The 24,703-nt window shown below is 65.0% G+C and carries 24 protein-coding genes; 10 read left to right on the top strand and 14 right to left on the bottom strand.

All coding sequences use genetic code 11. The annotated features are described in order from the left end of the window. Positions 1 to 26: 26 nt before the first annotated feature. The 10 genes from ML401_RS33885 to ML401_RS33840 all read right to left on the bottom strand — a co-directional run bounded on the left by ML401_RS33885 (position 27) and on the right by ML401_RS33840 (position 10,110). Positions 27 to 1,898 (bottom strand): bifunctional sugar phosphate isomerase/epimerase/4-hydroxyphenylpyruvate dioxygenase family protein, encoded by a 1,872-nt coding sequence (locus ML401_RS33885; RefSeq protein WP_194404911.1) that lies wholly within the window; start codon positions 1,896 to 1,898, stop codon positions 27 to 29. Then, positions 1,895 to 2,953 (bottom strand): Gfo/Idh/MocA family protein, encoded by a 1,059-nt coding sequence (locus ML401_RS33880; RefSeq protein ID WP_285808528.1) that lies wholly within the window; start codon positions 2,951 to 2,953, stop codon positions 1,895 to 1,897. The genes ML401_RS33885 and ML401_RS33880 overlap by 4 nt, the downstream gene beginning before the upstream one ends. Beyond that, entirely contained in the window at positions 2,950 to 3,687 is a 738-nt protein-coding gene (locus ML401_RS33875; RefSeq protein ID WP_285808526.1) for an ABC transporter ATP-binding protein, read from the bottom strand. Before ML401_RS33875 ends, ML401_RS33880 begins: the two co-directional genes overlap by 4 nt. 2 nt (positions 3,688 to 3,689) lie before the next feature. After that, entirely contained in the window at positions 3,690 to 4,433 is a 744-nt protein-coding gene (locus ML401_RS33870) for an ABC transporter ATP-binding protein (protein WP_285808524.1), read from the bottom strand. Next, a complete protein-coding gene (locus ML401_RS33865; RefSeq protein WP_285808523.1) occupies positions 4,430 to 5,428 on the bottom strand; it encodes a branched-chain amino acid ABC transporter permease in 999 nt (332 codons plus the stop codon). The genes ML401_RS33870 and ML401_RS33865 overlap by 4 nt, the downstream gene beginning before the upstream one ends. Further along, positions 5,425 to 6,300 carry a branched-chain amino acid ABC transporter permease gene (locus ML401_RS33860; RefSeq protein ID WP_285808521.1) on the bottom strand — a complete coding sequence of 292 codons (876 nt, stop codon included), beginning with the start codon at positions 6,298 to 6,300 and terminating at the stop codon, positions 5,425 to 5,427. Before ML401_RS33860 ends, ML401_RS33865 begins: the two co-directional genes overlap by 4 nt. A gap of 116 nt (positions 6,301 to 6,416) precedes the next feature. Next, positions 6,417 to 7,547 (bottom strand): ABC transporter substrate-binding protein, encoded by a 1,131-nt coding sequence (locus ML401_RS33855; protein ID WP_212065056.1) that lies wholly within the window; start codon positions 7,545 to 7,547, stop codon positions 6,417 to 6,419. Positions 7,548 to 7,602: 55 nt separating this feature from the next. Then, positions 7,603 to 8,481 (bottom strand): shikimate dehydrogenase, encoded by an 879-nt coding sequence (locus ML401_RS33850; protein ID WP_285808518.1) that lies wholly within the window; start codon positions 8,479 to 8,481, stop codon positions 7,603 to 7,605. 153 nt (positions 8,482 to 8,634) lie between these two features. Then, positions 8,635 to 9,597: a LysR family transcriptional regulator gene (locus ML401_RS33845; RefSeq protein WP_285808516.1), complete on the bottom strand. Its 963-nt coding sequence runs from the start codon at positions 9,595 to 9,597 to the stop codon at positions 8,635 to 8,637. 336 nt (positions 9,598 to 9,933) lie between these two features. Continuing rightward, positions 9,934 to 10,110, bottom strand: a complete 177-nt coding sequence (locus tag ML401_RS33840) for a hypothetical protein (RefSeq protein WP_194404903.1) — start codon at positions 10,108 to 10,110, stop codon at positions 9,934 to 9,936. A 169-nt stretch (positions 10,111 to 10,279) separates the two neighbouring features. On the opposite strand from ML401_RS33840, the gene ML401_RS33835 reads away from it, so the two are divergent. From ML401_RS33835 to ML401_RS33795, 9 genes are all read left to right on the top strand, one after another. After that, positions 10,280 to 11,017: a LuxR family transcriptional regulator gene (locus ML401_RS33835; RefSeq protein WP_194404902.1), complete on the top strand. Its 738-nt coding sequence runs from the start codon at positions 10,280 to 10,282 to the stop codon at positions 11,015 to 11,017. Positions 11,018 to 11,099: 82 nt separating this feature from the next. Then, positions 11,100 to 11,759: an acyl-homoserine-lactone synthase gene (locus ML401_RS33830; RefSeq protein WP_194404901.1), complete on the top strand. Its 660-nt coding sequence runs from the start codon at positions 11,100 to 11,102 to the stop codon at positions 11,757 to 11,759. Position 11,760: 1 nt separating this feature from the next. Continuing rightward, positions 11,761 to 11,979 (top strand): hypothetical protein, encoded by a 219-nt coding sequence (locus ML401_RS33825; protein ID WP_285808514.1) that lies wholly within the window; start codon positions 11,761 to 11,763, stop codon positions 11,977 to 11,979. A 350-nt stretch (positions 11,980 to 12,329) separates the two neighbouring features. Beyond that, a complete protein-coding gene (locus ML401_RS33820) occupies positions 12,330 to 13,247 on the top strand; it encodes a branched-chain amino acid ABC transporter permease (RefSeq protein WP_194404900.1) in 918 nt (305 codons plus the stop codon). After that, the gene (locus ML401_RS33815; RefSeq protein ID WP_285808512.1) at positions 13,244 to 14,188 is read left to right on the top strand and encodes a branched-chain amino acid ABC transporter permease; all 945 of its coding nucleotides are present in this window, start codon (positions 13,244 to 13,246) and stop codon (positions 14,186 to 14,188) included. The genes ML401_RS33820 and ML401_RS33815 overlap by 4 nt, the downstream gene beginning before the upstream one ends. Continuing rightward, positions 14,181 to 14,948 (top strand): ABC transporter ATP-binding protein, encoded by a 768-nt coding sequence (locus tag ML401_RS33810; protein WP_194404898.1) that lies wholly within the window; start codon positions 14,181 to 14,183, stop codon positions 14,946 to 14,948. The genes ML401_RS33815 and ML401_RS33810 overlap by 8 nt, the downstream gene beginning before the upstream one ends. Further along, entirely contained in the window at positions 14,941 to 15,654 is a 714-nt protein-coding gene (locus tag ML401_RS33805; protein WP_285808511.1) for an ABC transporter ATP-binding protein, read from the top strand. Before ML401_RS33810 ends, ML401_RS33805 begins: the two co-directional genes overlap by 8 nt. A gap of 191 nt (positions 15,655 to 15,845) precedes the next feature. Next, positions 15,846 to 16,622, top strand: a complete 777-nt coding sequence (locus ML401_RS33800) for a helix-turn-helix transcriptional regulator (protein ID WP_285808510.1) — start codon at positions 15,846 to 15,848, stop codon at positions 16,620 to 16,622. Positions 16,623 to 16,789: 167 nt separating this feature from the next. Then, positions 16,790 to 19,036 carry a TonB-dependent siderophore receptor gene (locus ML401_RS33795; RefSeq protein WP_249156559.1) on the top strand — a complete coding sequence of 749 codons (2,247 nt, stop codon included), beginning with the start codon at positions 16,790 to 16,792 and terminating at the stop codon, positions 19,034 to 19,036. 425 nt (positions 19,037 to 19,461) lie between these two features. Here ML401_RS33795 and ML401_RS33790 read toward each other — a convergent pair whose 3' ends face one another. Then, entirely contained in the window at positions 19,462 to 20,898 is a 1,437-nt protein-coding gene (locus ML401_RS33790; RefSeq protein WP_285808507.1) for a glutamine synthetase family protein, read from the bottom strand. 133 nt (positions 20,899 to 21,031) lie between these two features. Beyond that, positions 21,032 to 22,390, bottom strand: a complete 1,359-nt coding sequence (locus tag ML401_RS33785; protein WP_285808506.1) for an aromatic ring-hydroxylating dioxygenase subunit alpha — start codon at positions 22,388 to 22,390, stop codon at positions 21,032 to 21,034. Between the two features lie 111 nt (positions 22,391 to 22,501). Here ML401_RS33785 and ML401_RS33780 point away from each other — a divergent pair, with 111 nt between their 5' ends. Beyond that, a complete protein-coding gene (locus ML401_RS33780) occupies positions 22,502 to 23,287 on the top strand; it encodes an IclR family transcriptional regulator C-terminal domain-containing protein (protein WP_285808504.1) in 786 nt (261 codons plus the stop codon). Positions 23,288 to 23,298: 11 nt separating this feature from the next. On the opposite strand, the gene ML401_RS33775 is transcribed toward ML401_RS33780, so the two are convergent. Both ML401_RS33775 and ML401_RS33770 read right to left on the bottom strand, forming a co-directional pair. Further along, positions 23,299 to 23,733 (bottom strand): VOC family protein, encoded by a 435-nt coding sequence (locus ML401_RS33775; RefSeq protein WP_285808503.1) that lies wholly within the window; start codon positions 23,731 to 23,733, stop codon positions 23,299 to 23,301. Between the two features lie 138 nt (positions 23,734 to 23,871). Continuing rightward, a complete protein-coding gene (locus ML401_RS33770) occupies positions 23,872 to 24,699 on the bottom strand; it encodes an AraC family transcriptional regulator (RefSeq protein WP_285808502.1) in 828 nt (275 codons plus the stop codon). Between the last annotated feature and the right edge of the window lie 4 nt (positions 24,700 to 24,703).

Below are 24,703 nucleotides of genomic sequence, written 5' to 3'. Positions count from 1 at the left end.
CCACAAGGGGCGAGGGAAACAAGAGCCTACACCCTCGGCATGCTCGCGGGTCGCACTTCGCGGGCCTGCGCTGCGAGCCTGATGCCGGCGTTCGCCGCGCCAAATCCCTGATAATTCCTGCGCTCGACGATCTCGAAAAAGAACCGCTCGTCGAAAATGTGGGTGTAAACCTGGAAGAACTCGCCGTCGCCCTCGCGGTCGTAGAGAATGTGGTTGGCGCGCAGCTGCGCCATCAGCTCCGGGGCGAGATCGTATTTGGCTTCGATGTCGTCGTAGTAATTGGCGGGGATGTCGAGAAAATCCGCTCCCCGCGCCCGCATCTCCGCGACCGTCGCAAAGATGTCCCGGCACGAGAACGCGACGTGCTGCACGCCTGATCCGAAGAACTCCGAGATGAAGCGCGCCGGCAGCGTGCGGTTGGCGGAGGAGCCGTTGAGCACGAAGCGCAGGCTCTGGTCGGCGTTGACGATGGCCTGGCTCTGCACGAGGCCCCTGGGATCGGCGATCTCCATCTGCGGCAGCCGCTTCAGGTCGAGGATGCCCGTGTAGAACAACAACCACGACAGCATCTCGTCATAGGGCATCGACTGCGCGATGTGATCGACCGCGAGCAGGGCGTCCGCACTCGCCTCGCTCGGCACCGGCTCGAAATCGGTGTCCCAGTTCTTGCCGGCCTGATCCAGGAAATACAGCAGGCTGCCGCCGACGCCGTGGATCGCGGGAATCTCCAGCTCGCCCGGTCCGACGGGCTGGTAGAAGGTGCGCGTCTTCAGCATCTCGGCGCGCTGCATGGCAAGGCCCGCATTGTCGACGTCGAGTGCGATGGCGCAGACCCCGGGGCCGTGGGTGACGTAGTGGGAATGCGCAAAGCCGTCGGTCTCGCTGTTGATGACGAGCTCGACCTTGCCCTGCGACCAGCGTTCCACCGCCTTGCTGCGATGCTGACCGGTCTTGCGGAAGCCGAGTTGCGAGAACAGCCGGGCGAGCTCGCCGGCCTTGGTCTCGTTGACGGCAAACTCCACGAAGCCGGTGCCGCGGCTCCTAGCCTTTGGCGCCAGCGGCTCGGCGGCGAATTTCGGCCAATCCGGCGCAAGCTGGTCCTCCAGCAGGATCAGCGAGCGCAGGCCGTCGAGCGCGGTCTGCGCAGCCGAGCCGGCGCGGAATTGGTCGTTGAAGATCTCCAGCGACAGCGGTCCGGCATAACCGGTTGCCGCGACCGCCGCCATGAATTCACCGACCGGCAGATCGCCCTGGCCGGGGAAGGAGCGGAAGTGCCGACTCCAGGACAAAATGTCGAGTTCGAGCTTCGGCGCGTCCGCGAGCTGCACCAGGAAGATCTTGTCGCCGGGAATCGAAGCCATCGCACGGACCGGAAAGCCCGGCGCGAGCGCGTGGAAGCTGTCGAGGATGATCCCGATCGCGGGGTGATCGGCGCGCCGCACGATCTCCCAGGCATCGCGGTAGTCGTTGACGTGGCGGCCCCAGGCCAAGGCCTCGTAGCCGACGCGCAAGGACCGCTTGGCCGCGCGCTCGCCGAGCTCGCGAAAATCGTCGGCGGCGCGGTCGATGCCGCCAAGCGAGGCGGGCGAGACGTTGGAGCAGATCAGCAGCAGATCCGTGCCGAGCTCCTGCATCAGATCGAACTTGCGCTCCGCACGGGCAAAATTGCGCGCCCGCTGCGGTTCGGGCATGCCCTCGAAATCGCGGAACGGCTGGAACGCGCAGATCTCGAGATTGAGATCCTTGCAGAGTTTTGCGATGTCGCGCGGGCCGGCGCCGAACGACAGCAGGTCGTTCTCGAAAATCTCGACCGCGTCGAAGCCCGCGGCCGCGATGGCGCGGAGCTTCTCGTCGAGAGCGCCGGAGAGGGAGACGGTGGCGATCGAGCGTTTGTTCATGCTGCCTGCTCCATGATCCGGCTTGGCGAGATCTTTTGTCCGGTGCGCGCCGCTTCGCTGACGGCCTCGACGACGGCGAGCGTGCCCATGGCGTCCTCGACCGAGATCAGCGGCTGCTCGCGGCCGGCGATCACGGCCTGGAAATGCCGGAGCTGCTCGACGAGCGGATCGTAAGCCGAGAGTGCGACGGGCTCGCGAACCAGCGGCGCGTGCCAGCCGGGATCTTGTCGATACGACCACAGCTCCATGGTCGGCACCGACAGCGAACCGTTGGTGCCGGCGAAGACGTAACAGGGCTGGTCCTGCTTGGGATAGGCCGCATTCTCGCCCGCGGTCAGCTCCCAGCTCCACGGCGCCGGCGTCGCGTCCGACACCGTCACGGTTCCGAGTGCACCATTGGCAAAGCGCAAGAGCAGGGCGGCGGTGTCCTCGACCGCGAAGCCGCGCGCCTTGTTCGACGTCAGCGCCTGCACCTCGACGATCTCGCCGCAGATGAAGCGGAGATTGTCGATATCGTGGATAAGGTTGATCAGCAGAGGCCCGCCGCCCGCCTCACGCCGCCAGGCCATTTCGAAATAGTCGTCGGGCTTCTTCAGCAGCCACAGCCCGACCACGGCGGTGAGCTGGCCGAGCCTGCCGCTGGCCACCGTTTCGCGGGCCGACTTGATGATCGCATTGTGCCGCCGGTGGTGGCCGACCAGCATCGGAACGCCGGTGCGCCTCACCGCGGCGCAGAGGCGCTGCGCGGAGGCGACCGTCTCGGTCACCGGCTTCTCGATCAAGGCCGGCACGCCGGCTTGCGCGCAGTCGAGCGCCATCGGCAAATGCAGATTGTTGGGCGAGGCGATGACGAGGCCGTCCGGCTTCTCCTGTGCCAGCAACGCGCGATGGTCGGGATAGCAGGGCAAATTGTGCGCCAAGGCAAAGTCCTTCGCGGCGGGCGAGGGATCGGCGATGCCGGCCAGCGCGCAATCCGGCGACGCCTCGATCAACTCGATGTGGCGGCGGCCGATCAGGCCGGCGCCCGCGACCGCAATGCGCATTCGCGCGCTCATGCCGCGCTCTCCTCCATGGCGCCGCCCAGGAAGAGCTGGCCGATGCGCGGATCGTTCAGGATGCGCCTGGCGTCGTCGACCATGCGGGTCTGGCCGAGCTCGAGCACGATGCCGATGTCGGAGATCTCCAGCGCCGAGCGTGCGTTCTGCTCGATCATCAGGATGGTGACGCCGCGGTCGCGCAGGCTTTTGAGGATGTCGAAGGTCTGCTGCACCATCAGCGGCGACAGGCCGATCGAGGGTTCGTCGATCAGGACCAGCTTGGGTTCGAGCAGCAGCGAGCGGGCGATCTCGAGCTGCTTCTGCTCGCCGCCCGACAGCGTCGAGGCCTGCTGTGTCGACTTCCGCCGCAGCGCCGGAAACAGATCGAGCGCTGCCTCGATCCGCTTCGGCAGGTCGAGGCCCTTGCCGGCGGCGACGCCGCCGAGCTCGATGTTGTGGCGCACCGACAGCTCGGGGAAGATGTTGCGGCCCTGCGGCACGTAGCAGATGCCGGCATTGAGCAGCGCACGTTGGTTCAGATTGGTGACGTCGCGGCCGGCGAAGCTGATCTTGCCCTCGCGCAGCTTGAGCAGGCCGAAGATCGCCTTGAACACGGTGGATTTTCCGGCGCCGTTCGGGCCGATGATGGTGGTGATGGTCGCCCGCGGCACGCCGAATGTGGTGCCGTTCAGGATGGTCATCTTGCCGTAGCCGCCGACGAGATTGTGAACCGAGAGGATCGGGTCGCTCATGGTCAATGTCCCAAATAGGCTTCGATCACGGCGGGGTTCTTGCGCACCTCGCCGGGGCGTCCCATCGCCAGCACCTTGCCTTCCGCCATCACCATCACGCGCGAGCACAGCGACATCACGAACTCCATGTTGTGCTCGATCACGACGAAGGTCGCGTTCTTCTCGCGGTTGATCGCAACCAGTCTTTCCTTGAGGTCCGCCAGCATCGACGGGTTGACGCCGCCGGCGGGCTCGTCGAGCAGCACCAGGCGCGGGCCGCCCATGAAGGCCATGGCGGCATCGAGCAGTTTCTGCTGGCCGTAGGAGAGTCCGCCCGCCGGCTCGTCGGCGAGATGGTCGAGCTTGAAGAAGCCGATCATCTGGTTGGCGGCGTCGGTCAATCCGGCGTCGGAGCGGCCGACCAGGCGCGAGGCCATGCTGCCCTGGTGCTCCTGGCCCGCGAGGATCAGGTTCTCGCGCACCGAGAGCTTCGGAAACACCTGCAACAGCTGGAAGGTGCGGCTGACGCCGAGCTTGTTGAGCTCGGCAGGACGCAGGCCGGTGACGAGCTTGCCGTCGAGCTTGACCTCACCGCCCGACGGCGTGAGCTGGCCGAGGATGCAGTTGAACAGGGTCGACTTGCCGCAGCCATTCGGCCCGATCAGGCCGAGGATCTCACCTTCCCGCACCTCGAAGGAAACGCCGTCGACGGCGCTGATGCCGCCAAAGTTCTTCTTGATGTCGGTGACTTCGAGGACCGCACTCATTGCGCCGTCTCCAGGCGGGATTTTGCGACGGCGCGCAATGCGGACGCCGCCTTGGTGCGGCGTTCGGCGAGATAGCGATCGAGGATGCCCAGGATGCCGGTGGGCGACCAGATCAGCAGCAGCATCACCGCCACCGCATAGAGCATCAGATAGTAGCCTTCGGTGAAGCGCAGCCATTCCGGCAGCAGCACCGCGATCATCGCGCCGAGGAACGGGCCGAAATAGAAGCCCGCGCCGCCGACGATCACCATCATCAGCAAGTCGAGCGACAGCGACAGGTTGAAGGGAACGGGGTCGATATATTGCGTCAGCGGCGCATAGAGCGCGCCGGCGATGCCGCCGAGCGCCGAGCCGATCGCGAATGCCATCAGCGTGTAGCGCCGCGTGTCGATGCCGAGCGATTGCGCGCGCAGCGGATTTTCGCGCAGCGCCATGAAGGCGCGGCCCCAGGGCGAGCGGATCAGCCACCACACCGCGAGTGACACGATCGCGAGCGCGCCGAGGCAGACATAGTAGAAGGGGAGGGGCTTGTTGGTCGCGAAGCCGAAAATATGGGGACGCGGGATGTTGGAGATGCCGTAGATGCCGCCGGTGAGCCAGCTCTCGTTGCGGAACACCAGGAAGGCGAGGGTGGAGAAGGCCAGCGTGACGAAGGCGAGATAGTGGTGCTGCACGCGCAGCGCGGGATAGCCGAGCACCCAGCCGACCGCGAAGCTCAAGACGATCGCGACCAGGATCGCGGCGGGCAGCGGCCAGCCATGCGTCGTCATGATCGCCGCGGCATAAGCGCCGATGCCGACGAAGGCGCCCTGCGCCAGCGAGACCTGGCCGGCATAGCCGAGCGTGAGGTTCAGCCCCATCGCGGCGATGCTCATCACCGCCCATTGGCTGAGGATGAACAGGCCGTAGCGGTTGAAGTTCATGGGGATGATGATCAGGCCGGCGATGACGGCAAGGCCGAGCGCGATCTTCAAGGGCTTGGCGAAGCCGGTCATACCGTGCGCTCCTCGGCGCGGCCGAGCAGGCCCTGCGGCCGGAACAGGATGACCGCGATCAGGAAGATCATCGGCACGGCGGCGCGGTACTGCGTCGAGACATAGGCGGCCGCGAGATTGTCGAGCACGCCGATCAGGAGGCCGCCGGCGATCGCGCCGCGCACCTGGTTGAAGCCGCCGACGATGGCGGCGATGAAGGCAGCCTGGCCCAGCACCTCGCCGGAGGAGAATTTTGCGAGGTAGATCGGCGTGATCAGCAGCGAGGCCAGCGCCACCAGGAAGGCATTGATCAGGAACGTCAGCAGGATCATGCGCTCGACGGGCACGCCGATGATGCGCGCCACGGTCGGATTCTGTGCTGCCGCCTGCATCTGGTGACCGAGCGAGGTGCGGTTGAGCAGCGTGGTCAATCCGAGGACGGTGAGGATGGCGACGACGAGCACGCCGATGCTCTGCAGCGACACCGCGTGGCCGAAGATGGAGACGTCACCGGTCGGCACGATCGAGGGGAAGGGCGAGGCCTCCGCGCTGAAGAACTGCTTGACGGCTTCCTTGAGGCCGATGGCGAGCGCCATGGTCGCAATCGCCAGCGGCAGCACGCCGTGGCGCATCATCGGGTCGACCAGCAGCATCTTGAAGGCGAGCCCGAGCAGGATCATCGAGAGCAGGATGCCGAGGATGATCGCGAGCCAGAACGGGGCGCCGGCGTGCATCGCCGCCAGCATCAGGAACGCCGGCAGCATCACGAACTCGCCTTGCGCGAAGTTGATGGTCTGCGAGGTCTGCCACAGCAGCGTGAAGCCGACCGCGACCAGCGCATAGATCGCGCCGGTGGCGAGCCCTGCGACTAGAAGATCGAATAGGTTGGACATGGGTTCTCTTTGAGCCCGAGTGAACTCGACGCGAATTCTGGTCTATCGCTCCCTCTCCCCGTAAGAACGGGGAGAGGGAGAAGAAAGATCTCCCCGCTCGCGGGGAGAGGCAAAGATCACTTCACCTTCGGCAGCACCTGCTTCACGACCTGCTTGCCTTCGACCACCTCGACCAGAAAGCTCTGGCGATCGATGTCGCCGGTGTCGCTGAAGGTGACGTCCATCAGGATGCCCGGCTCGTCCGCGGCCTTGATGGTGAGACCGTGCAGCGTATCGGCGAACTTCTTCGGGTCGACCTTGCCCATCTTCTCGGTGGTGGCCTTCACCATGTAGACGGCGAGATAGCCCTTCAGGCCGTTGTGATCGGGGACGTAATTGTACTTCTTGGAGAACTTCTCGCGGAATTGCTTGACGAGGTCGACTGGCGCATCGGTGGTGAGGCCGACATGGCCGCGGGCGCCGTTGGCGGCATCGCCCGCGAGTTCGATCACCTTCTGGCCGATCAGCGTGGTCTCGCCCATCAGCGGCGCGGTGACGCCCTGGCGCTTCAGCTCCTTCAGGATGCGCGCGCTCTCTTCTTCGTTGAGATAGACGAACACGGCATCGGGATTGGCGGCCTTGATCTTGCCGACGTCGGCGGCGAAATCGGCCTGCCCGGCTTCAGTGGAGAGGTCGGCGACCACCTTGGAGCCGAGCCGCTCGAGCTCCTTGATGACGACGTCGCGGCCGCCGCGGCCGAAATCGTTGTTGACCCAGACCACCGCGACGGTCTTCGCCTTCATGTCGTCGTGGATGTATTTTGCGACCTTCGGCATCGAGGATTGCTGGCCGAAGGAAGTGCGGAACAGAAACTTGTTGCCTGCCTGCGTCAGCTCGGCGGCCTCGCCGCCCATGATCTGCGCGATGCCGGCTTCGGCCGCCAGCGGCGCCGTCACCTTCACCGAGCCGGAATAGCCGGGCCCGAGCAGCACATAGGGCTCGGCATCGAGGGCCTTCTGCACCTGGGCGCGCGCCACGCCCGGGTTAGACTGCGAGTCGGCGTGGGTCACCTCCAGCTTGCGGCCGAGCACGCCGCCCTTGGCGTTGATCTCCTCGATCGCAAGGTCGATGCCGTTCTTCCAATTGGTGCCGACGGTGGCGCCGCCACCCGAGAGCTCGGCGACGTCGGCGAGCTTGATCGCCTGGGCAAGGGCGCTCGTTGCAGTCAGGGCTGTCAGCAGCGCGCCCACCAGTAGCGTTGATTTCATCGTCCTCTCCTCCCGTTTCAAATCTTGCAAGCGGCCTTGTGCCGGCCGCTTTGCCTCAAGCTGCCTGATAGGCGGCGTTGCGCGCAGCCATCACGGCGTCGAAAGCCTCTCCCATGACTTCGGTCGATGGGGCAAGGCCGGTGAACAGTTCGAAGGCGTCGGCGGCCTGGTAGATCGCGAGCTCGCGACCGGTCATGATCCGAGCGCCTTTCTCTCTCGCTGCGGCAAGCAGCGGTGTGATCAGCGGCGAATAGACGGCGTCGGCGACCCACAGGTTTTCGCGCAGGAGCGAAGCCGGCACCGGGGTGTCCCGGTTCGGCAGCATGCCGACCGGCGTGCCGTTGACGAGGCCGGTTGCGCCGGCAAGTGCGTCCTCCACGCTTCGGGCCACCCGCGCACCACCGTGCGGGGCCAGCAGCGTCGCAAGTTTTTCCGCTCGCGCCGGCTCGCTGTCGAAGATGCGGAGGTCAGCCACTTTCAGGTTCGCCAGCGCAAAGGCGATCGCCTTGCCGACGCCGCCGGTGCCGATCACGGCCACCGCGTTTCCAGTGCGCGCCAGCAGCGGTGCGACGGCACGCGCAAAGCCGGTCGTGTCAGTGTTGTGGCCGATCAGCCTGTTATCCCTGACGACGACGGTGTTGACCGCGGCCATGGTCGCCGCAGTTGGCGCCAGCTCGTCGAGCAGCGGGGCCACCGCTTCCTTGTAGGGAAAGGTGACGTTGACCCCGGCAAAGCCGAGCCGCCGCACGCCTTCCAGCATCATGCGAAGGCCGGCCGCATCGGCGCCGGCGACCTCGATGAGCTGATAGTGCCCGCGCAGGCCGAGCGCCTCGGCGGCACGTTCATGCATGGCGGGCGACGCGGAAGACGCGATCGGCGCGCCGATCAGGCCGGTGAGGAGCTTCTTGCTGGCGGCGGATCCGCGCGTCGACATGGTTCGCTATCGTCTCGTTGAGAGCTTTCGGTCCCGGTCATTAGCGGAGAACCCCGCGCAATTCCAAGGGGCGTCAAAGGGGCTTCCGGTCTGACGATAGCCTTTCCCCTGCCTAACACAATTACCCTTTTATCCGATAAACCTAACATCATGTTATTTCTTCCGCCCGCGCGCCGGTGCGGCCTTGCCGGGACCGCCCGGCACGGCCTTGCCGTTGCCGCGCGACGGCTCGACCGCACGCATCTCGGCGCGCAGCGCCTCGATGAAAGACTCGGCATGGAGCGACAGCGGCGCGCCGCGCTTGACCGCGATGTAGGTGTCGAAGCGCGTCGGCTCGGTGATCTTCAGGAGCTCGATCCCGGGATAGCCGCCATGAGCTACGGTGAACTGGTCGATGATGGCGATGCCGAGCCCCGCCTTCACCAGCGCGCAGACCGTGGTGCCGAAGCGTGCGCGGATGGTGATGTTGTAGTCGAGCCGGTGGCGCGCGAAGATCTCGGCCATGATCCGGCCGTAAGGGTCGTTGGGATCGATGCCGATCAGCGGATAGCGGGTGATCTCGGCGGCCGAGACCTGCTTGCGGCCGGCGAGCTCATGGCCCGGCGGCACGATACAATACAGCTCGCCCGAGGCGAGCGGCATGAAGTCGAGCGCGGAATGCTCGAGCCGGTAGCTCATCGCGACGCACTCGCCGCGGCCGAGCATGAGATAGTCGATGGCCTCCTCGAGCTTGAGGATGTTGATGTCGATGCCGAGGTCGGGATAGCGGCGCCGGACGCGCTCGATCGCTCGGGGCACCATCACCTGCGAGATGCTGGGCACCGAGCCGATCCGCAATTCGGAGAGGCCGCCACGACCGATCTTGGAGATGATCTCGGAGAGGTCGTCGACCTTCTTGTAGACGCCGTTGATCTGCTCGAAGATGTTCTCGGCTTCCGGCGTCGGGAAGTAGCGTCCGTTCTGGCGCTGGAAGAAGCGGATGCCGAGCGAGCGCTCGGTGTATTTGACGAGGCGGCTGATCCCCGGCGCGGAGACGTTGAGCAGCTTTGCCGCGCCGCCGATCGTACCCGTCACCATCACGGCACGGATCACTTCAACCTGGCGCAGCGTCATCATGCTCTTGGCATCCGAAAGAGGATCGTGGCGGCGATCATCTCACGAGAGCATCGGTGTCATCCAGCGGCAAGTGCGTCGCTGTGGAGAGCGAGCCGCTCTCGCGTTCCCGGCGCGGAGTCAGGACCCAAAAGGCCAGAGAGGAGGTTGCGGACGGGTGGGCCCCGGCTCTGCAGCGCGTCGTCGAAGAGACGCGGCGCTGCGTCCGGGGGCACGTGGGCTCGTCGCCTTCTCAAATGGGAGGAGAGTAACTTCGCGGCCAGATTGTTTCGACAGCGCGCTCAAATGGAAGGGCGGCGGCGCGCGATCTGTCGCAGGGTCGCTTACCGCAACTGCGCTCTAGCTCGCCGGGCCCTCGGGCGAGACGCTGTCGGCCAACTCCGCACACTCGCTTTGCAGCACCTTGCGCGCGAACTCGATGATCTTCTGCTTGTTTGCCGTTTCGCGGACGGCGAAAAACACGCGATTCAATTCCAGGCCGAGCACGCTGTTGAGGGCGATGTCCTCGTCTTCCATCGTGGTTTTCCCGCTTCGGACGCGTTGAGGTGTATCGTGAGGTCAATTCTGCCACAAGTAGTTTAAATCTTCAGGCCGGATGCGCTCCGGGAAACTACGGTCGCAGCAGATTTGAGGCCGCGCCCAAATACGTGCTATATGGCGAGGGCCAAGGTCAGGAAACGTACCGATGTCCGCCGTTGATGCCGTTGATTATGGCCGCGAGGCGCTCGACTTCATCGAAGGGCTCGGAGCCTATACCAAGGTTCCGGACGCGATGAATGCGCTTGAGACGGCTTTCGGCCGCTTCGGTTTCGAAACCATCATCGTGACGGGATTGCCGAATCCCGACCAGCGGTTTGCACAGATGGTGCTCGCCAAGCGCTGGCCGGCGGGCTGGTTCAGCCTCTACACACAGAACAATTACGACCGCTTCGATCCCGTGGTGCGGCTGTGCCGGCGGTCGGTCAATCCGTTCGAATGGTCGGAAGCGCCCTACGATGCCGACCTCGAGCCGAATGCGGCCGAGGTGATGAACCGCGCCACCGACTTTCGGATGTCGCGGGGCTTCATCGTGCCGATCCACGGCCTCACCGGCTATGAAGCCGCGGTGTCGCTTGGCGGCGTTCATCTCGACCTCAATCCGCGCAGCAAGCCGGCACTGCACCTGATGGCGATGTACGGCTTCGACCACATTCGCCGACTGCTCGAGCCGGCGCCTTATCCGTCGACGCGCCTCACCCCGCGCGAACGCGAGGTGATCTCCTGGGCCTCGCAGGGCAAGTCGGCCTGGGAAATCGGCGAGATCCTGCACATCACGCAACGCACTGCCGAAGAGCATCTTGCAACCGCCGCGCGCAAGCTTGGTGCCGTCAATCGCACGCATGCGGTCGCGCTTGCGATTCGGAGCAAGATCATCGCTCCCTGAGCGCCGTACTGGGAAATTTCCCAATACCGAACCCGGCTGTTTTCGCAGACTCTGCTCCCATTGAGGCTGAATGGGGGTTTTTATGATTCACGCAATTTCTGCGGTAAATCGCCACCTCTATGAAGACGTGATTGAGCAGCATTTCCGGCTGCGTCATGAGGTCTTCGTCGAGGAGCGGCGCTGGGAGACGCTGCGCAGGCCGGATTGCCGCGAGATCGATTCCTACGACGACGAGGATACCGTCTATCTGCTCGCGCTGGAGGGACGGCGGGTCATCGGTGGTCACCGGCTCTATCCCACCACCAAGCCCTCGATGATGAGCGAAGTGTTCCCGCATCTGGCGTCGGTTCGCGGCTGCCCTGCGGATCCGCTGATCTGGGAATGGTCGCGTTATTTCGTCGTGCGCGATCGCCGCGATGGCGCGCTCAATCTGCAACTGATGGCCGCGGTGCAGGAGTTCTGCCTCGCGCAAGGAATCGCGCAGGTCAGCGCGATCATGGAAACCTGGTGGCTGCCGCGCTTCCACGAGGCCGGCTTCGTGGTGACCCCGCTTGGCCTGCCGGCGCTGGTGGAGAACGCATGGACCATGGCGGCCACCATCGATATTCGTCGCGAGACGGTCGACGCCCTGCACGATCGTATCGGCATGGCTTCGGTCGTGCGCCAGGACGGCCCGCATCTGGACGCCGTCGCCCGTGCCAACCTTTGCGGCGCTGCAGCCGCGCAACGAAAGAGTGCCTGAGATGTCGAACATGATGCGGGACAGCCAGATCATGGCGCAGACCAGGGACGAGACTCTCGGCTACATGTCCGACATTGCGCTGGAACTGGCGCAAATGGCGGAAGACACCGGATTGGCGACGCTCGCCTATCTGTTCCGGATGGCGGCGCTGGAGGCCTCGACGGCCAACAGCGTGCTCGCCGAACCGGATGACCTCCCCCAGCAGATGACGTCGCACTAGACGCATCCAGGGATCCGACAGATTGCGGCACCCTCCTCCGGCAACGGGGGAGGGTGATCGCATTCATGCGACAGAGGTCGTCATGGCCGGGACAAGCCTGGGCATGACGACGTGCGGCAGGTTGCCCCAGCCCGGCGCGGCAGCCTTCTTGCAAGGTCATTTTGCAAGGTCATTCTGATCGCATGCATCGGCATGCAACAAAGTGCATGTTTGGTGTCGAATCGCTCTTGCCTCGGAACGATACTGCCATTACCCATTTTTCCGCCTTGATGAGGCGGGGGGAGCTCTTTCACTGATGGCGACTGTGTTCGAACATCGGCGCGCGTCCGTATGCGCCTGAAAGAGTCCTGATGCTGCTCGTCGTCGAACAGTTCCTGAACGGATTGCAGTTCGGCCTGCTGCTGTTCCTGCTCGCCGCCGGCCTGACGCTGGTGTTCGGGATCATGGATCTCGTCAACCTCGCGCACGGCTCGCTCTACATGATGGGCGCCTATTTCGCCGCGACCTTCGCGGCGTGGACCGGCAGCTTCCTGCTCGGCGCGCTGCTGGCGCTGGGCGCGACGCTGGTGCTCGGCATCGTGCTCGAGATGAGCGCGCTGCGGCATCTCTATGGCCGCGACCATCTCGACCATGTGCTCGCAACCTTCGGCCTGATCCTGTTCTTCAACGAAGCCGTGCGGCTGATCTGGGGCCCGGCGGGCCTCGCGCTGCCGCTGCCGGCCTGGCTCACGGTGCCGGTGCCGATCCTGCCCGGCATTCACTATCCCGCCTATCGCCTCGCCATCATCGTCGTGGCACTGCTGGTGGCGCTCTTGCTCTATCTCGGCGTGATGCGCACCCGCATCGGCATGCTGATCCGGGCAGGGGCCTCCAACCGCGAGATGATCGGTGCGCTCGGCATCAACATCAAGCTGCTCTACACCCTGGTGTTCGGCCTTGGTGCGGCGCTCGCCGGATTGGCCGGGCTGATGCAGGCGCCGATCCTCACCGTGCAGATCGGCATGGGCGAGAACATCCTGATCCTCGCCTTCGTCATCATCGTGATCGGCGGCATCGGCTCGATCCGCGGCGCGTTCCTCGCCGCGATCTTCGTCGGCATGATCGACACGCTCGGCCGCGCCTTCCTGCCCAATCTGCTCCGGCAGATCTTGAGCGGCGCCGCCGCCTCCACCGCCGCGCCCGCGCTGTCCTCCATGCTGATCTATCTCCTGATGGCGATCGTGCTGGTGGTGCGGCCGGAGGGGCTGTTTCCGGCCAATCGCCGATGAAGAGTTTGACTGCGAGCAAGGCCGTCACGGCCCTGATGCTGGCGGGCCTCGTGCTGCTGCCGCTGTATTCGCAGCTTAGCGGCAACATCTTCATCCTGACGCTGTTCACCCGCATCATCATCCTGGCGCTGGCGGCCGCGAGCCTCAACCTCATCATGGGTTTTGGCGGCATGATGAGCTTCGGCCACGCCGCCTATCTCGGCATCGGCGGCTACGCGGTCGGCATGCTCGCGCAGGAAGGCGTAGGGTCCGGCTTCATCCAGTTTCCGGTCGCGCTGGCGGCCTCCGCCATCTATGCGCTGGTGATCGGCGCGCTCTCTTTGCGCACCCGCGGCGTCTATTTCATCATGATCACGCTGGCCTTCGCGCAAATGGCCTATTACGTCGCCTCAGGCCTTGCGCGTTACGGCGGCGATGACGGCCTCACCGTCTACAAGCGCAGCGACTTCTCCGGGTTGATCAACCTCTCGAACCGCACGCAGTTCTACTATCTCTGCCTCGCCTGCCTGCTCGGCGTCGTCTTCCTGATCTGGCGCATCGTCAATTCGCGCTTCGGCCTCGTCGTCCAGGGCCTGCGCTCCAACGAGCAGCGCATGCAGGCGATCGGCTTTCCCGCCAAGCGCTACAAGCTCGTCTGCTTCGTCATCTCAGGGACCATGTGCGGGCTCGCCGGCGCGCTGCTCGCCAACAACACCGATTTCGTCAGCCCGGCCGTGATGTACTGGACCCGCTCCGGTGACCTCATGGTGATGGTGATCCTGGGCGGCATGGGCACGCTGTTCGGCCCGATCATGGGCGCGGTGGTGTTCCTGCTGCTCGAAGAGTTCCTGTCGCAGATCACCGAATATTGGGCGCTGATCATGGGCCCGCTGCTACTGCTGATCGTGCTGTTCGGCCGCGGCGGCATCATGGGCCTGCTCGGGAGGGCTGGCCGTGGCTGAACCCCTGCTCCGCGTCGAGAAGCTTGTGCGCCGCTTCGGCGGCATCATCGCCACCGACAACGTCTCGCTCGATGTCGCGGCGGGCGAGCTGCACGCCATCATCGGCCCGAACGGTGCCGGCAAGACCACGCTGATCAGCCAGCTCACCGGGCATCTGGAGCCGCATTCCGGCAGCGTCTCGCTGGCGGGGCGCGACATCACCTACTTGCCGGCCTATCGCCGCTGTGCGCTGGGCCTTGCCCGTTCATTCCAGATCACCTCGCTGCTGCTCGATTTCACCGCTGCCGACAATGTCGCGCTGGCGGCGCAGGCGCATGCCGGCACCTCGTTCCGCTTTTTCGCCGATGCGCGCAAGGAGAAGGGTCTGCGCGATGCCGCCCATGCCGCGCTCGATCGCGTCGGTCTCGCTCATCGCGCCGATGTCCTGGTCTCCAAGCTCAGCCATGGCGAGCGACGCCAGATCGAGCTTGCGGTCGCGCTCGCCAGCAAGCCGAAACTGCTGCTGCTCGACGAGCCGATGGCCGGCCTCGGCGTCACGGAATCCCAGGGCATGGTGAAGCTGCTGCAGGAGCTGCGGAAAGAGGTCTCGATCGTGCTGGTCGAGCACGACATGCCGGCGGTGTTCGCGCTGGCCGACCGCATCTCGGTGCTGGTCTATGGCCGCGTCATCGCCTCCGGCGATCCCGCCGCGATCCGGGCCAATGAAGACGTCAAGCGCGCCTATCTCGGCGACCAGCATGTGGTGACGCATCATGGCTGACACGCTGCTCGACGTCGACGGCATCGAGACCTGCTACGGCCTCTCCCAGGTGCTGTTCGGCCTGTCGCTGTCGATCAAGCCGGGCGAGATGGTCTCGCTGATGGGCCGCAACGGCATGGGCAAGACCACCACGATCCGTTCCATCATGGGCCTGACGCCGGCGCGCGCCGGCGCGATCCGGTTTGCGGGCACTGAAGTACGGCAGCTGCCGTCCTACAGGATTGCAAAACTCGGCGTCGGTCTCGTTCCCGAGGGACGCCAGATCTTCCCGAACCTCACCGTGCGCGAAAATCTCGTGGCGGCCGCGGCCGATCGCTTCGGCAGCTCCAATCCCTGGACGCTGGCGGCGATCTACGTGCTGTTCCCGCGCCTCGCCGAGCGTGCCGCCAACATGGGCAACCAACTCTCCGGCGGCGAGCAGCAGATGCTCGCGATCGGCCGCGCGCTGATGACCAATCCGAAGCTTCTGATTCTGGACGAAGCGACCGAGGGCCTCGCGCCGCTGATCCGCGAGGAAATCTGGCACTGCCTGTCGCTGCTCAAGAGCCGCGGACAGTCGATCCTGGTCGTCGACAAGAACGTCGACCATCTCGCTCGCATCTGCGATCGTCACTTCATCATCGAGCGCGGCAAGACGGTGTGGAGCGGCACATCCGACGAGCTGATGGCCGAGCCGGATCTCCAGCACAAATATCTGGGCATCTGAGCGCGCCAGTTTCGAAGCTCTCCAAACTGAGCGCAGAGGTCTTGAGTACGCCGCCGCGGGCCGTCAATGTCGCCGCGTAAGCGGATGCGATGCGGGACTTTTACGATCACATTGTCGGACGGCCTCAAGACGACGTCATCGGTGCCGCACAGCGAGGGTCTTCCGCTCAATGGCTGGATTTCCCGGGCTGCGTGTTCGTCAGAGGTGAGTTTCGCGCCGGTCTCGACGGGCCCGCGATTGTCGCGCCGGGCCTGTTCATTTCCGTCGCGTTCGACGAGAGCGCAAGCCGCGGCATTCTGACGCGCGCAGCCGGGGAAAGGCAGATGACGGCCATTGCCGTGCGCGAAGCCGTCGCTGCGGGACATTCGGTTCGGTGTGACGAGCGTCCTGCGATCGGCCTGGCGCTCCCGCAGGCCTCCATCGACGAGCTCGGACTTGGCGACGCGTTTCGCGCGCTGTTCAGGGATGACGCCGCGGGCGCGGCCACGGTATCGCTGACGGTGTCGGCGCGCGTGCAGGCCGTTGCGGCGGAAATGTTCTCGCCGCCGGTCGGCGGAAGCGCCGCGCAGTTGTTGCTGTCGGCGCACGCCGCCGAGATCGTGGTCCACGCCTTGTTCGGCGAGCGCGGCCGGATCGCGGTTGATCCCGCCGCCGATCTCCAGCGCACACGCCTGCAATCGGTCAAGCAGCGGATGGATGCCGATCTCGCCCATCCCTGGAGCATCGACGAGCTGGCGCGGAACGCGGGGCTGAGCCGCCGCTCCTTCAACCAGAAATTCCAGATGGCGTATGGCGAGAGCGCGATCGACTATTTGCGGCGCCAGCGGCTTGATGCCGCACGCGAGCTGCTGATTCATCAGCGGTTGTCGGTCACCGAGGCGGCCTATCGCGTCGGCTACGCGCATCCCGCGAATTTCGCCACCGCGTTCCGCAGGCGCTTCGGCCACTCGCCGAGTGGCTGCCAGTAATTTTGCACTGAACTGCACCGAACTTGAAAGCCTCCAAGCGCGATCAAAGGTGATTTGCGCGCGCGCAAAGGCGGCGCACGTCCCGATCTGGTTACACCCGGGTTCGAACACGGAACTCGGGGACGATGATGACGCGGAATGACGGGCAAACGCCCGGCTGGGAACGAATGGTGAGAACTGGTCTCGGCGCGGCCGGTTTGGGAATAGTCCTTCACGCGACGCCCTCGGCGGCACAGACCTCCGGGACCAATTCGACGTCGACGGCGGCGACATTGCCTCCCGTCACGGTGGAGGCACCGAACCAGGCGCGTCCGCGCGCCCAGTCTGCCCAGCGCGCCTCACAATCGCAGCGTGGCCGCGTCGCGTCGCGGCGCAGTTCCGAGGGCGCGCAAGCCGGAAACACGCGCGAGGCTGGTGACAGCAGCGGCAACGCGTCGAGCGAGCGCAGCTATGTCGCAAGCGGCAGCTCGGCCGGCACGAAGACGAACACCCCGTTGCTGGAGACGCCGCAGTCGATTTCCGTCGTGACCCGCAAGGAGCTCAACGACCGCGCCGTGCAGACGCTGACGGAGGCGGTCGGCTATCAACCGGGCGTCCGCATCGATGCGTCCGGCTACGATCCGCGCTTCGACGCCATCTCGATCCGCGGCTTCGACATCACGTACAACGGCATTTATCTCGACGGCTTGCGTCTCGTCGGCGCCGGTCTCAGCGTGTTCAAGACCGAACCCTATGGCGCCGACAGCATCACCGTGGTGCGCGGGCCGAGCTCGGCCCTCTACGGCCTCGGCTCGCCCGGCGGACTGATCGACCTGCAGAGCAAGCTGCCGACCAGCCAGCCGTTCCACGAGGTGCAGACGCTGTTCGGCGACCGCGAGCGTGCGCAGGGCAATTTCGATTTTTCGGGGCCGATCGATCCCAACGGCCAGTTCTCGTATCGGCTGACCGGCGTGGTGCGCGACGCCGACGTGTTCGTGCCCGGCGGCAAGGACAATCGCACCTATGTCGCTCCGGCCGTCACCTGGAAACCGGATCAGTCGACGACCCTGACGATTCTCGGCGCTTACCAGAAATCGAAGACGCCGGGGTCCATGTTCACCTATTCTTCGGGCACAGGGACCGCGACGGACATCTTCACGGGCAGCCCCTCCTACAACTCGCTCGATCAGGAGCAGGGACGCGTCGGCTATTTGTTCGAGCATGCGTTCAACAATGCCGTGACCGTCCGTCAGAAATTCCGCTATGTCGACGTCGACGCGGTCACTCGCTATGTCGGCTTTCTCGGCGCTCCCGTGAACAACGTCGTCTCGCGCTATACCGGCTATGTCCACGACACCCTGCAATCGGCCATCATGGACAACCAGGTCGAAGCAAAACTCTCGACCGGTCCCGTGCAGCACACGCTGTTGGTCGGCACCGACTACACCGCGTCGAAATTCAACGACAAGCAGGGCTTCGGCTTCGGCGTCTCCGACCTCAATCTGGCCGCGCCGGCCTATGTGCCGGAATCGATTCCCGATCCCGCGATCTCGACCTCGACGCGGCAGCGGCAGACCCAGTCCGGCGTGTACATCCAGGATCAGGCCAGGCTCGACCATTGGATCCTGACGCTGAGCGGCCGCAGCGACTGGGTCAGCACCACCGGCGAGGATCTGTTCGCGGTGACAAGGCAGACGCAGTCCGACCAGGCCTATAGCGGGCGCGCCGGACTGACCTATGTGTTCGATTCCGGCGTTGCGCCCTACGTCGCCTATTCGACCTCGTTCTTTCCCAATCTCGGCGTCGATCCCTCAGGTGCCTTTTTCAAGCCGACCACCGGCGAGCAGACCGAGATCGGCATCAAGTATCAGCCGCCGGGGACGCGGAGCTTCATCACCGCTGCATTGTTCGACCTGATCCAGACCGGCGGCCTCGTGACGACGGGAACGGGCATCACGGTCCAGCGCGGCGAAATCCAAAGCCGCGGCTTCGAATTGCAGGGGCTCGCGAGCCTCGGCGGCGGTTTCGACATCACCGCGTCCTATACCTATCTCGACATGGTCACCAAGCAGGCCGGAGACAGCGCGTTGATCGGCAAGTTTCCGTCGGGCAATCCGCCGCACACCGCGACGCTGTGGGCGAACTATGCCATGCCGCTGGCAGGCCCGTTCGCAGGACTGAGCCTCGGCGCCGGCGCGCGTTACATGTCCTCGAACTATGGCGACGATCTCAACACGTTCAAGAACAGCTCGGTGACCCTGGTCGACGCGGCGCTGAAATATGATTTCGGCCAGGCGGCAAGGGAGCTGAAGGGGCTCACATTCCAGGTCAACGCCAAGAACCTGTTCAATCTGCACTACACGACGTGCCAGGTCGGATATTGCTACCGCGGAGCCCCGCTGACCGTCATCGCTACGCTCGGCTACCGCTGGTGAGTCTCTTCGCGAGGGGTGGGTTGCCTGAACCAAGGTCCGTGGCCCAATAAACCGGTGGCGCTGCAACTCGCGGACCACGCGGGTCGCGACAGAGGGGCATCGTCATCACCGCTAACTGGCCAATCCAGCTCACCCTAAATTCCCGCCGGGGAGCGCTAGCGCGCGAGCCGGTGTGTGCCGATTTCGATCAGCGTCGCCCGGCAAGACAAGCGATAAATCAGGCTGAACAATTGAGCAAACATGATCGAACTCCACTGTTGATCACGGCCATGATCGTAGACCCTGCGTCTTTCGGGCGTTTTTCGAGGCGCCGGAAAACGGCTTCGTCGGATGTGCCAGGATGTCGTCGGAACAGGGGGCGACGAAGTCGCTTCACAGGGGCGTGAGGGGGCAGCGCTCTCTATGCCCTCGGGAAGCGTCGGGTATCAAAACACCTCGAAATATTCGCGGTGCTCCCAGTCGGTCACTTCAGACAGGAAGCGGTCGATCTCGGCGTTCTTGATGTGGGTGTAATAATCGACGAATTCGGCCCCGAGCTTCTCGCGGAAGAAGGGATCGTCCTTGAGCGCACTGACCGCATCCCTCAGCGATTTCGGCAGCAGCGGCGCCTTGGTTTCGTAGGGCGTGTCGGCGGACGGGCCGGGATCGAGCTTGCGATCGACGCCGTCGAGCCCGGAGAGAATCTGCGAGGCCATGTAGAGATAGGGATTGGCGGCGGGCTCGCCGATGCGGTTCTCCAGGCGCGTGGCGGCATCGTTGGCGCCGCCGAGCACGCGGATCATCACGCCGCGATTGTCGCGGCCCCAGATCGCGCGGTCCGGCGCCAGCGAATAGGAGCGGTAGCGTTTGTAGCCGTTGATGGTCGGCGTGGTGAACAATGTCGAGGCGCGGGCATGGTCGAGCAGGCCGGCGAGCCAGGCCCTGCCGAACGCGCTGAGCGGCTCGGTGCCGTCCTTGACCATGAACTGGTTCTCAGCCGTAGCGCGCGACACGATCGACTGATGCAGGTGCCAGCCGCTCGCGAACACGTTCGGCAGCTTCGGGCGGCACATGAAGGTGGCGTGATAGCCATGGCGGCGCGCGATCTGCTTCACGGCGCTCCGGAACAGCACCATGTTGTCGGCGGGCTCCAGCCCCTTCCGCGGCGCGAAGGTGAATTCGCACTGGCTCGGCCCGAACTCGACCTCGACCGAACGCAGCGGCAGCCCGAGCGCGACGATGTCGCGGCGCAGAATCTCCAGCACCGGCTCCATCTGATCGAAGCGTTGCTCGGTCAGATATTGATAGCCGTGGCTGAGCAGGCTGACCGGCGGCGGCGTGCCGGGCTGGCCGGCGTCCTCGGGCCGCATATGCGCGTCGTCGAGCTTGAAGATGTGGAATTCGACCTCGAGCCCCGCGACGAAATCGTGGCCGCGACTGGCGAGCTCGTCGAGCACCTTGCGATAGAGCGAGCGCGTCGCGAACGGCACCGGGCGGCCGTCGCCAAAATAGAGATCGCACAGCACCCAGCCCGTCGCCGGCGCCCACGGCAGGATGCGAAACGTCGTGGGATCTGCGACCATCAGCACGTCGGCCGCGCCCTCCATCTCCCTCATGCCGAAGCCGCCGCCCGCGGTGAACACCGGAAACACCGTGCGGTGCGAGGTGTCCTTGGCGAGCATGGTGGTGGTGATCGAACAGCCGCTTTCCAGCGACGCGATCGCCTCCGAGGCGATGATGGTCTTGCCGCGCAGGATGCCGTGCTGGTCGGGGAAGGCGAGGCGGATGACTTCGAGGTTCTTGTCCTCGACGAGACGGCGCATGCGCGCCGCGGCGTCCTTCTGCTCATCCGACCACAGCGCATGACGCGCGACGAAAGTCACTTTGGTTGCTCCCTTGCTACCTGTCATTTCCGGGGCTCGCGAAGCGAGAACCGGAAACTCGAGACTCTCAGGTGCGCAATTGCGCACGATAGTTCGATGCTGGCGCATCGCCCCGGAATGACGGTGCTACAGACTACTCCGCCGCCGTCAGCTTGTGCACGTTGTCGGCGATCTCCTTCGGCACGGGCGCGGTCCAGGGCGCGCCGCGGCGGCGCTTGACGTCGACTTCCATCCAGTAGGTCTCCCAGCCCCGCGTCGGCCCGATGCCGTCCATGGTCGCCGGTCCCTGGATGCTGCGCGCATTGGCCTCGTCCAAAAACAACATCGGCTTCTCGCCGCCGCCGACCTTCTCAATCTCCTGCCGCAGCAGGCGGCGGTACTGCACAATCGCCTTGTCGCTCGAGCCGAGATGCTCCTTGGTGCGGTCCTGGATCGCGCCCATCGATTCCACCGCCCATTGGTCGTGGACGTTGATGTCGGTGCCCATGCCGGTATAGGTCGCGGTCTGCTGCTCGTGCGGATCGAAGCCGTAATCGTTGGCTCTGTTCTTGCGCGACTTGTAGTCGGGCAATTCGTAGAGCTCGAGCCGCTGTTCGCGCATCTTCTTCTTGTCGACCGGGTTCGCATAGCTGGTGAAGATCGCGTACCAGTAGCAGTTCTCGTCGTCGACCGGGACGTGCCACTGCGTGATCGTCATCTCCGTGCTCATGGGGATGATGAAGCCATGCGGAAACAGCTGGTTGGTAACGCGCACATGGGTGCGCTCCTCGTCGATCTCGCGCAGCGCGATCAGCCGCAGGCCGTATTCGGTGTGCTCGACATTGATGATCGGCCGGTCGTATTCGCGCAGGATCTTCGTCATCGGCAGATCGGAGCCGGCTGAAGCGCCGCGGAATTGCTTGCCATAGGCGGTGGAGGTGTCCTCGTCTTCGAAGAAGCGGTGCAGATAGGAAGCGTGCGCGGGATCGATGCCGACCTCGAGCGCCTGCAGCCAGTTGCAGGCCATGTGGCCCTTGAACGCGAACGTGTGGGTATCAGGTGCGACGAAGCAGTCGAGCTCGGGGAAGGCCGGCGGTTCGCCTTCGCCAAGATACGCCCAGAGGATGCCGCTCTTCTCCACCACCGGATACGAACGCTGCCGGATGTTCTGGCAGAGCTTTGAATCCTTCGGCTCGGCAGGCGTCTCGATGCACTGGCCGGTGGCGTCGAACAGCCAGCCATGGAAGGCGCAGCGCAGGCCGCCATGTTCCAGCCGCCCGAAGGCGAGGTCGGCGCCGCGATGGGCGCAGTGGCGATCCATCAGGCCGTAGCGTCCCGTCTCGTCGCGAAACAGAACGAGGTTCTCGCCGAGCAGTCTGACGGCACGGATCGGCCGCGAGCCTTCGAGCTCATCCACCAGCGCCGCCGGCTGCCAATAGCTCCGCATCAGCTTTCCGCACGGATCCTTCGGCCCGGTGCGGGTGATCAGGTCGTTCTGCTCCTGGCTCATCATGGCGTGTGCATCCTTGTGGAGTGGCGATTGTTCGCCTATTGAACGAATGGGCGAATTATGACATGCCTTGGATCAGCGGCAAGCACTATTTTGCAGGATTATCCCTCACCCATGCCCAAGCTGAAGCGAAGTGACACGGACGAGCGCGTGACGGATTTCGTCGAAGCCCTCGATCGCGGCCTGCGCCTGCTGCAATGTTTCGGCACGAACGCCGGTCCGATGACACTGAGCGATCTCGCCCGCGCCGCCGATCTGCCGCGCGCCACCGCGCGGCGCATGCTGTTCACGCTCCAGCGCGGCGGTTTTGTCAGCGGCGACGGCAAGTTGTTCTCGCTGACGCCGCACGTGCTGACGCTGGCGGCGTCTTACCTGCGCTCCAACCAGCTCGTCGCGGTGCTGCAGCCCGTGCTCGATGGCGTTGCGACCGCAGCGAACGAAATCTCTTCGCTAGCGGTGCTCGACGGCGATGACGTCGTTTTCATTGCCCGTGGCAGCCCGGCGCGGGTGTTCTCGGGCGGGCTGGAGATCGGCTACCGCCTGCCGTCCTTCTGCACCTCGGTCGGCCGCGCCATGCTCGGCCAGCTCGACGATGCTGAGCTTGCCGCGCGCCTGACGGCGATGACGCGGGAGGCACTGACGCCGCAGACGATGACGGATGCGAAGGCGCTGCTCGCGCGCATCGCCGCCGACCGCGCGCAAGGCTATTCCCTGGTCGACCGCGAGGCCGAGCCGCATTTCCGCTCGATCTCGGTCCCCGTCCGCCGCTATGACGGCGTGATCGTCGCCGCCATCAACATGGGCGCCCATGTCGATCGCGTGCCGGCGCAGGAATTGATCGATCGTTTTCTGCCGTTGTTGCGGAACGGCGCGGAGGCGGTGCAGTCGCGACTGCTGTAGCTGCGTTTCCGCTATGCCGGCAGCGGTTGTTCGCCGACCTTGGGCCAATAGGTGCCAAAGCTCCAGAGGCCGCCCTCCGGATCGCGCGCCGCGAAATCGCGGCTGCCGTAATCGGTCGTGTAGGGCTCCATCTCGATCTGCGCGCCTGCGGCTTTCATCTTCGCATAAAGCGCGTCGGGATCATCGACGGCCAGATAGACGGCGTCCGTCCGCCGGCCGCCGATGTCACCGACCTGTTTCGCATAGGCGTCGTCGCGATGGGCGCCCAGCATGAGGATCGACGATCCGAACGCCAGTTCGGCGTGAACGACCGTGCCATCCTTGCGGTACACCACGCGTTCGGCGAAGCCGAGAACGTCCTTCATCCATCCGATCATCGCCTCCGCATCCTTGCAGCGCATGGTGTGATAGAGACGCGGCGCTTCGTAGCCGTTCGGCTGATTCATGAAACTCTCCAAATTCGGTGCAAGACGTTCGGTGCGGGAAGCGGAGCAGGTCCCGACAACCCGCGAAGCCGACCCTAGTTCGGATCACGGCGGCCGGCTTGAACAAATGGGACTTGTTCGCGTCTCGCGCGCCCGGCGCTAGCCCCCGCCGTCGCGCATCAGGCGTGGATCGACGACATCGAGCCGCGCCGCCCACCCGGTCGGCGTCTCGCCGCTGAATATCCGGAAATCGCGTGCAAGATGCGCCTGGTCCGCATAGCCGGCGTCTGCTGCAATCGCGGCCCAGCCGCCTGTGCCATCTGTCCGGGCCAGCGCGCAGGCCCGATGAAAGCGCAGCATCTGGGCCAGCGTCTTCGGCGGAACGCCGATCTCATTGTGGAAGCGGCGCGTGAGATGCTTGCGGCTCCAGCCGATGTCGGAGGCGATATCGGCGATCCTGACCGCCCCTGCGTCTCGCCAGAGCGTCTCCAGGGCGAAAGCGACAGCCGGCGAGGGTTCATGTACGGCGCGGCGAAATACGAATTCTTCCACAATCGCGAATCGTCGCTGCCAGCCGGCGGCCTCGGCCACCCTGGCCCGGAGATCCTCGCCGTCCCGTCCGAGAATATCGTCGAGGCCGACCACGCGTGCGGTCAGGTCAGGCACGGCTCCGCCAAAGAAGCGATACGCCCCGAGCGGCGTGAAATCGATCTGGACGCATTCGGCGCGGCCGTCGGATTCGATCACGACCGGTCCGGGAAAGAGACCCGCCGCGAAACTCGGCCGGGCATCGGCACGATCCGGTTGCTGTCCGAGCGCAATGTGGAAGGGTGTTCCCAAATTCACCAGCAGAGGCAGCGCAAGCGGCGCGGCGTGCCGGAAGGCGGTTAGGCCGAGGCCGCGCTCGCGGTAGAACGAGATGCTGGAGACCAGGTGCGCAAGGCGTCGGGTGGCCGGTCGACGGATGACATCAGGAGGCGCGTCCATCGTG

This window comes from Bradyrhizobium sp. 62B, from assembly GCF_030272265.2.
GTDB lineage: Bacteria > Pseudomonadota > Alphaproteobacteria > Rhizobiales > Xanthobacteraceae > Bradyrhizobium.
This window is presented reverse-complemented; position numbering and strand designations above follow the sequence as displayed.